The 5454-nt window shown below is 59.0% G+C and carries 5 protein-coding genes; 3 read left to right on the top strand and 2 right to left on the bottom strand.

Features of this window, described 5'->3' with window-relative positions; genetic code table 11:
• The first annotated feature begins 518 nt into the window (after positions 1–518).
• A complete protein-coding gene (locus tag HUJ17_RS00915) occupies positions 519–2174 on the top strand; it encodes an electron transfer flavoprotein-ubiquinone oxidoreductase (protein WP_290508939.1) in 1656 nt (551 codons plus the stop codon).
• 216 nt (positions 2175–2390) lie between these two features.
• On the opposite strand, the gene HUJ17_RS00910 is transcribed toward HUJ17_RS00915, so the two are convergent.
• Positions 2391–2594 (bottom strand): hypothetical protein, encoded by a 204-nt coding sequence (locus HUJ17_RS00910; protein WP_062817980.1) that lies wholly within the window; start codon positions 2592–2594, stop codon positions 2391–2393.
• A 129-nt stretch (positions 2595–2723) separates the two neighbouring features.
• Here HUJ17_RS00910 and HUJ17_RS00905 point away from each other — a divergent pair, with 129 nt between their 5' ends.
• Both HUJ17_RS00905 and HUJ17_RS00900 read left to right on the top strand, forming a co-directional pair.
• Positions 2724–3608: a LysR substrate-binding domain-containing protein gene (locus tag HUJ17_RS00905; protein ID WP_290508938.1), complete on the top strand. Its 885-nt coding sequence runs from the start codon at positions 2724–2726 to the stop codon at positions 3606–3608.
• A gap of 124 nt (positions 3609–3732) precedes the next feature.
• On the top strand, positions 3733–4617 hold the full coding sequence (locus HUJ17_RS00900) for an oxygenase MpaB family protein (protein ID WP_290508937.1): 885 nt from the start codon (positions 3733–3735) through the stop codon (positions 4615–4617).
• Positions 4618–4771: 154 nt separating this feature from the next.
• Here HUJ17_RS00900 and HUJ17_RS00895 read toward each other — a convergent pair.
• A partial coding sequence (locus HUJ17_RS00895) for a 16S rRNA pseudouridine(516) synthase (RefSeq protein ID WP_290508936.1) occupies positions 4772–5454 on the bottom strand: 683 nt, incomplete at its 5' end.

Raw genomic sequence — 5454 nt, 5'->3', positions numbered from 1 at the left:
TTGTAGTCAATGACTCGCTTGATGGGTACAAGAACCTTCATAGGATCCTCGGAATGTTCCATTGGGTGACATGTAGAAGGAGGCGAATTGACGCCGTTGCCGGGTCCACCCCCGCGAAAGAGCCGCTATCTTGAACGCTCGGCCAAAGCAGGTCAATAGGCCGAAAATCTGTAAGCGAATGATTTTGCTGCAAATAGACTCTGCACGGTGTCCACTTTTCGTGACTTTACGGTCGGCCATTTCCTTGTAAATCAACCAGCTAGCAAGGGATAATCCGAACACCTGTTTGAAATGGTTGCAGTGGCCGCCCCACCGGATCAACACCCGGTAACAATGCAGCGGGCGTTGCGGCCAACCCAGGCAGTGGTGCGGTTTGGCCTATCTCTATATACTCCGCGCCACCCCAAGGCTGGCCCCAGGTGGCTGCTGAGAAAGGTTTTTCTGTGGCAGAGTGTTTCAGAACTCCTTTCTCAGTGGCTTCAGGGCCGAACACGCAATCGATAGCGAGGAGACAGGCTGTGGAACGCGAATCTATGGAAGTCGATGTAGTCATCGTCGGCGCCGGTCCTTCCGGTCTGGCAACCGCCTGCCGTCTGGGCCAGATCGCCCAGGAAACCGGTCAGGAAATCAGTGTGGTCGTGGTAGAGAAAGGCTCCGAAGTCGGCGCCCATATTCTCTCCGGTGCGGTGCTTGAGCCCCGTGCACTGAACGAGCTGTTCCCCAACTGGCAGGAAATGGGCGCCCCGGTGAACACCAAGGTCACCGGCGACGAGATCTACTACCTCACCGGCCCGGAAAAGGCACAGAAAGTGCCGAACCTGTTCGTACCCAAGACCATGCACAACGAAGGGAACTACATTATTTCCCTGGGTAACCTGTGCCGCTGGCTGGCAGAACAGGCAGAAGGTCTGGGCATCGAGGTCTTCCCCGGCTTTGCCGCCAGCGAAGTGCTGTACAACGACGATGGTTCCGTAAAGGGTATTGCCACCGGCGATTCCGGCATCGGCCACGACGGCGAAAAGAAGCCCAGCTATACCCCCGGCATGGAGCTTCACGCCAAGTACACCATCTTCTCAGAAGGTTGCCGTGGCCACCTGGGCAAACAGCTGCAGGAAAAATTCAACCTGCGCGAAGGCACCGACCCGCAGCACTACGGTATCGGCATCAAGGAACTGTGGGACATCGACCCGGCCAAGCACCAGGAAGGCCTGGTAGTACACACCGCCGGCTGGCCGCTCACCGAGTCCGGCTCCCCGGGTGGTGCGTTCCTGTACCACATCGAAAACAACCAGGTTGCCCTGGGTCTGATCACCGATCTGGCCTACTCCAACCCGCATGTATCTCCGTTCGACGAGATGCAGCGCTGGAAGACCAACCCGGAAATCAAGAAGCACCTGGAAGGCGGCAAGCGTGTCTCCTACGGCGCCCGTGCCATCTCCAAGGGTGGCCTGCAGTCCCTGCCGAAGATGACCTTCCCCGGTGGTCTGCTGGTTGGCTGTAACGCCGGCACCCTGAACTTTGCCAAGATCAAGGGCACCCACACCGCCATGAAGTCCGGCATGATTGCTGCGGAAATCCTGGCTGAAGCCCTGAAAGGCGGCCGTGGCAGCGACGAGCTGACCGAGTACAAGGACGCCTTCGACAAGAGCTGGGTCTACGAAGAACTGCACGCACAACGCAACTTCGGCCCGGCACAGCACAAGTTCGGCAACTTCATCGGTTCTGCCTTTGCCTTCGTGGACATCAACCTGTTCAACGGCAAACTGCCGATCACCATGCGTGACACCACCCCGGATCACGCCACGCTGAAGCCGGCAGATCAGAGCAAGAAGATCGACTACCCGAAACCGGACGGCAAGATCACCTTCGCCAAGCTGGACAGTGTCTTCCTGTCCAACACCAACCACGAAGAAGATCAGCCGTGTCACCTGACGCTGAAAGACCCGAATGTACCGCTGGAGGTGAACCTGCCCAAGTGGGACGAGCCGGCCCAGCGTTACTGCCCGGCGGGTGTGTACGAAGTGGTCGAGGACGAGAACACTGGCGACAAGCGTTTCCAGATCAACGCCCAGAACTGCGTGCACTGCAAGACCTGCGACATCAAGGACCCCACCCAGAACATCAACTGGGTGGCTCCGGAAGGTACCGGCGGCCCCAATTACCCGAACATGTAATTGGCCGCACGGCTTCCGTGTCGCACACAGAAAAGGCGCCTGAAAAGGCGCCTTTTTTGTTGTCTGACCAGTTGCCGGATATCTGAAGCATTCGCTTTGCAGGCAAAGCGCCAACGGTGGATTCCGGCAGGGAATCAGTTATTACCCCGTTGGAGCCTTGCTCACAAGACGAATCAGCCGCCTTGCTGTGCTTTCACATCCGTCGCAGACAAACACTCAGACCGGCTTTCTTTGCAGCCGTTGGGCCACCCGGGCCCGCTGCTGCGCACGGCTCTTGCGCAGACGATACCAGGCCAGACGGATGCGATAATCCAGGGCATCCATCAGCTCCAGGGGAGGCATGGCCGGCATGTGCAGATCCGGCTTGCGGGAGTGAATCCGCTTGGGGGCTTCCAGAGTTTGAGGGTCGTTGCGCTTCATGGTCTCCTCCCTGTTTGGGAACGTTGTGGAGTGGCTGGGCTGTGATTGGCCTCCATGATGCAATCGGGTTTACTATCAGTAAATCGAAAAGATCTTTACTCATCGTTCAATTTTTCTGAAAGGTGAAACATGCCCCCGGACAGCCCGCTTCAACCCCTCCTGGACACGGAAATCCTGCGCAGCTTCGTGGCTATCGCGGAAACGGAAAGCTTTACCCAGGCCGCCGCCGAAGTGTTCCGCACCCCCTCTGCCCTGAGCATGCAAATCAAGCGGCTGGAGGAACAGGTGGGGCAACGGCTGTTCCTCCGCGAAGCGCGTCGAGTCAGCCTCACCGCCGAGGGCGAGGCCATGCTCGGCTATGCCCGGCGCCTGCTGAAACTTAACCAGGAGGCCATCAGTCACTTCACCGCCCCGGAGCTGGAAGGTACCGTGCGGCTGGGCACCCCGGACGATATCGGTACCCGCATCCTGCCCCAGGTACTGACCCAGTTTTCCCGCTCTCACCCCGCCGTGCAGGTGAATGTGATCGTCGGTCGCAGCGCCGACATGCTCAAGCAGCTGGATGCCGGCAAGCTGGACCTGATTATGGTCACCACCGGTAAACAGGGTCGCCCGGCACGGGGGGAAGTAGTGCATAGCGAACCACTGGTGTGGGCCGGCGCACAAAGTGGCATCGCCGTCAGCCAGACGCCCCTGCCCCTGGCTCTGGCCAGCCAGGGCTGTCCCTGGCGCAAGATGGCCCTGGAGGCCCTGGACCGCAGCGATCATCGCTACCGGGTCGCCTATACCAGCGAACACTGTGCCGGCCAGGAAGCCGCCATGCAGGCGGATCTGGCCATTGGGCCCTTCCCCCTCAGCCTGATTCAACCGCCCCTGCAGCAACTGGGCGATGAATACCGGTTACCGGAGCTGGGGGATTACCAGATCGCCATGCTTTACCGGGGCGAAGAAGGCTCGGCCACCCATGTGCTGGCCGGCCATGTGCGGGCGGTTTTCCGGGCTTTGCGGCTTTAAGGTCAGAAAACGCCGCAATGATACAAATAATTAATTTTGTCTCATTGTTTGATGGCGCACTCCTCGTTAGCATGAAAAAAAACGGCGTATGAACCACCACGCTGACAGCGAGGACAGAAAAACAATGACAGCCCAAGCCAACCTGGAAAGTCGCCAGGCCCGACTGGAACACCAATGGCCCACTCCCCCCACCGCCCGGGAACTGGACGCGCAATTTCCCGGCATCTTCGATGGCGCCATGCTGCTGGCCGGTGGTGCCAACATTATCCTGCAACTGGCCCTGCCAGGGGTGGGCTATGGCGTCGCGGAAAGCCGGGTGGAAAGTGGCTCGATTCTGCATCACCCGATCAAACGCTCGCGGACGACCTTCACCTACCTGGCCGTTGCCATGATGGGCACCAGTGAAGAGAAGCTGGCCTACCGCAGGGCAGTCAATCGTTCCCATGCCCAGGTCCACTCCACCGAACACTCACCGGTGAAGTACAACGCGTTCGATGAGAACCTGCAGATGTGGGTGGCCGCCTGTCTCTACTGGGGCTTTGTGGATACCCATCAGAAACTCCATGGCCCCATGAGCCGGCAGGAAAAGGAAACCTTTTACCAGCTGGCCCACCCGCTGGGCACCACCCTGCAGGTTCGTCAGGACACCTGGCCGAAAGATCTGCAAGCCTTTGACGCCTATTGGCAGGAAGGCCTGCAGCAATTGCACATCGACGACCGTATTCGCCGGTATCTGATGATGATCGCCGACCTGGAATTTCTCAGCCAGCCAACCCGCTTTCTGCTGGGGCGCTTCAACCGGTTTGTGACCACGGGGTTTCTGCCGCCGGAAATCCGTGCGCAAATGCAGCTGGAATGGAATGACAAAAAGCAGCGGCGTTTCGAGCGTACCGTGCGCACGATTGGCCGCATCAGCCTGCTGCTGCCGCGTGTGATCCGGCAGGCCCCTTACAACCTGGTGCTGTGGGATTTCCGCCGGCGTCTGAAAAAAGGCAAGCCGCTGGTTTAAGTGCTTCGAGGATCAGAGAGGGAAAGGTCACAAACACCCGCGCCTCCAAGACGTAGGGTGCACTGAGCCTAAGGCGAACTGCACCGATCCGGCGTTTGATGGTGCAGTTCGCCTTAGGCTCAGTGCACCCTACGCAATCTGTGACGGTGTCCTCTCATGAAAAAATGGAGGAAACCTCCATCGGCGAAAGCGCCCGCCATTCACCCGGCTTCAGCGTTTCATCCAGCACCAGGTTACCAATCGCCAGCCGATGCAACGTCAGCACCTTGTTATCAAAACGCCCGAACATGCGCTTGATCTGGTGATAGCGGCCCTCGCAAAGCCATACGTCTGCCTCAAACGGGGTACGGATTTTCAGCGCCGCGGGGCGCGTCGTAATACCTTCGTACTCAAACCACATCCCCTCGGCAAACGCCGTCACATAGTCGTCGGTTAACGGCTTTTCCAGTGTCACCCGATAATGCTTGCGCACCTGATTCTCAGGCTGACTCAACTGCCGGGACCACTCGCCATCGTTGGTGAGCAGGACCAGACCGGTGGAATTGAAATCCAGTCGCCCGGCCAGGTGCAGCCCCTCACGCTGATCCTCCGGTAGCAGATCCAGCACCGTGGGGTGATGATCATCACAGGTCGCACTGACCACTGCGGCAGGCTTGTTGAGCATCAGATAACGGGGCCGGTTTGCCTGCAGAATCTCGCCGTCGCAGACCACCACATCAAACGGCCCTATTCGCCGCTGCCGGTCACGTTCCAGATCGCCATTCACCTGCACGCGCCCGGCAGCCAGCAACAGTCGCAGATTACTGCGGCTGATTTGCAAGCGGTTGCTGAGAAAAC

This window comes from Alcanivorax sp. (assembly GCF_014762765.1).
Classification (GTDB): domain Bacteria; phylum Pseudomonadota; class Gammaproteobacteria; order Pseudomonadales; family Alcanivoracaceae; genus Alcanivorax.
This window is presented reverse-complemented; position numbering and strand designations above follow the sequence as displayed.

Coding starts and splice junctions, on each gene's coding strand:
- HUJ17_RS00910 (WP_062817980.1), bottom strand. CDS start 2,594: ATGAAGCGCAACGACCCTCAAACTCTGGAAGCCCCCAAGCGGATTCAC.
- HUJ17_RS00905 (WP_290508938.1), top strand. CDS start 2,724: ATGCCCCCGGACAGCCCGCTTCAACCCCTCCTGGACACGGAAATCCTG.
- HUJ17_RS00900 (WP_290508937.1), top strand. CDS start 3,733: ATGACAGCCCAAGCCAACCTGGAAAGTCGCCAGGCCCGACTGGAACAC.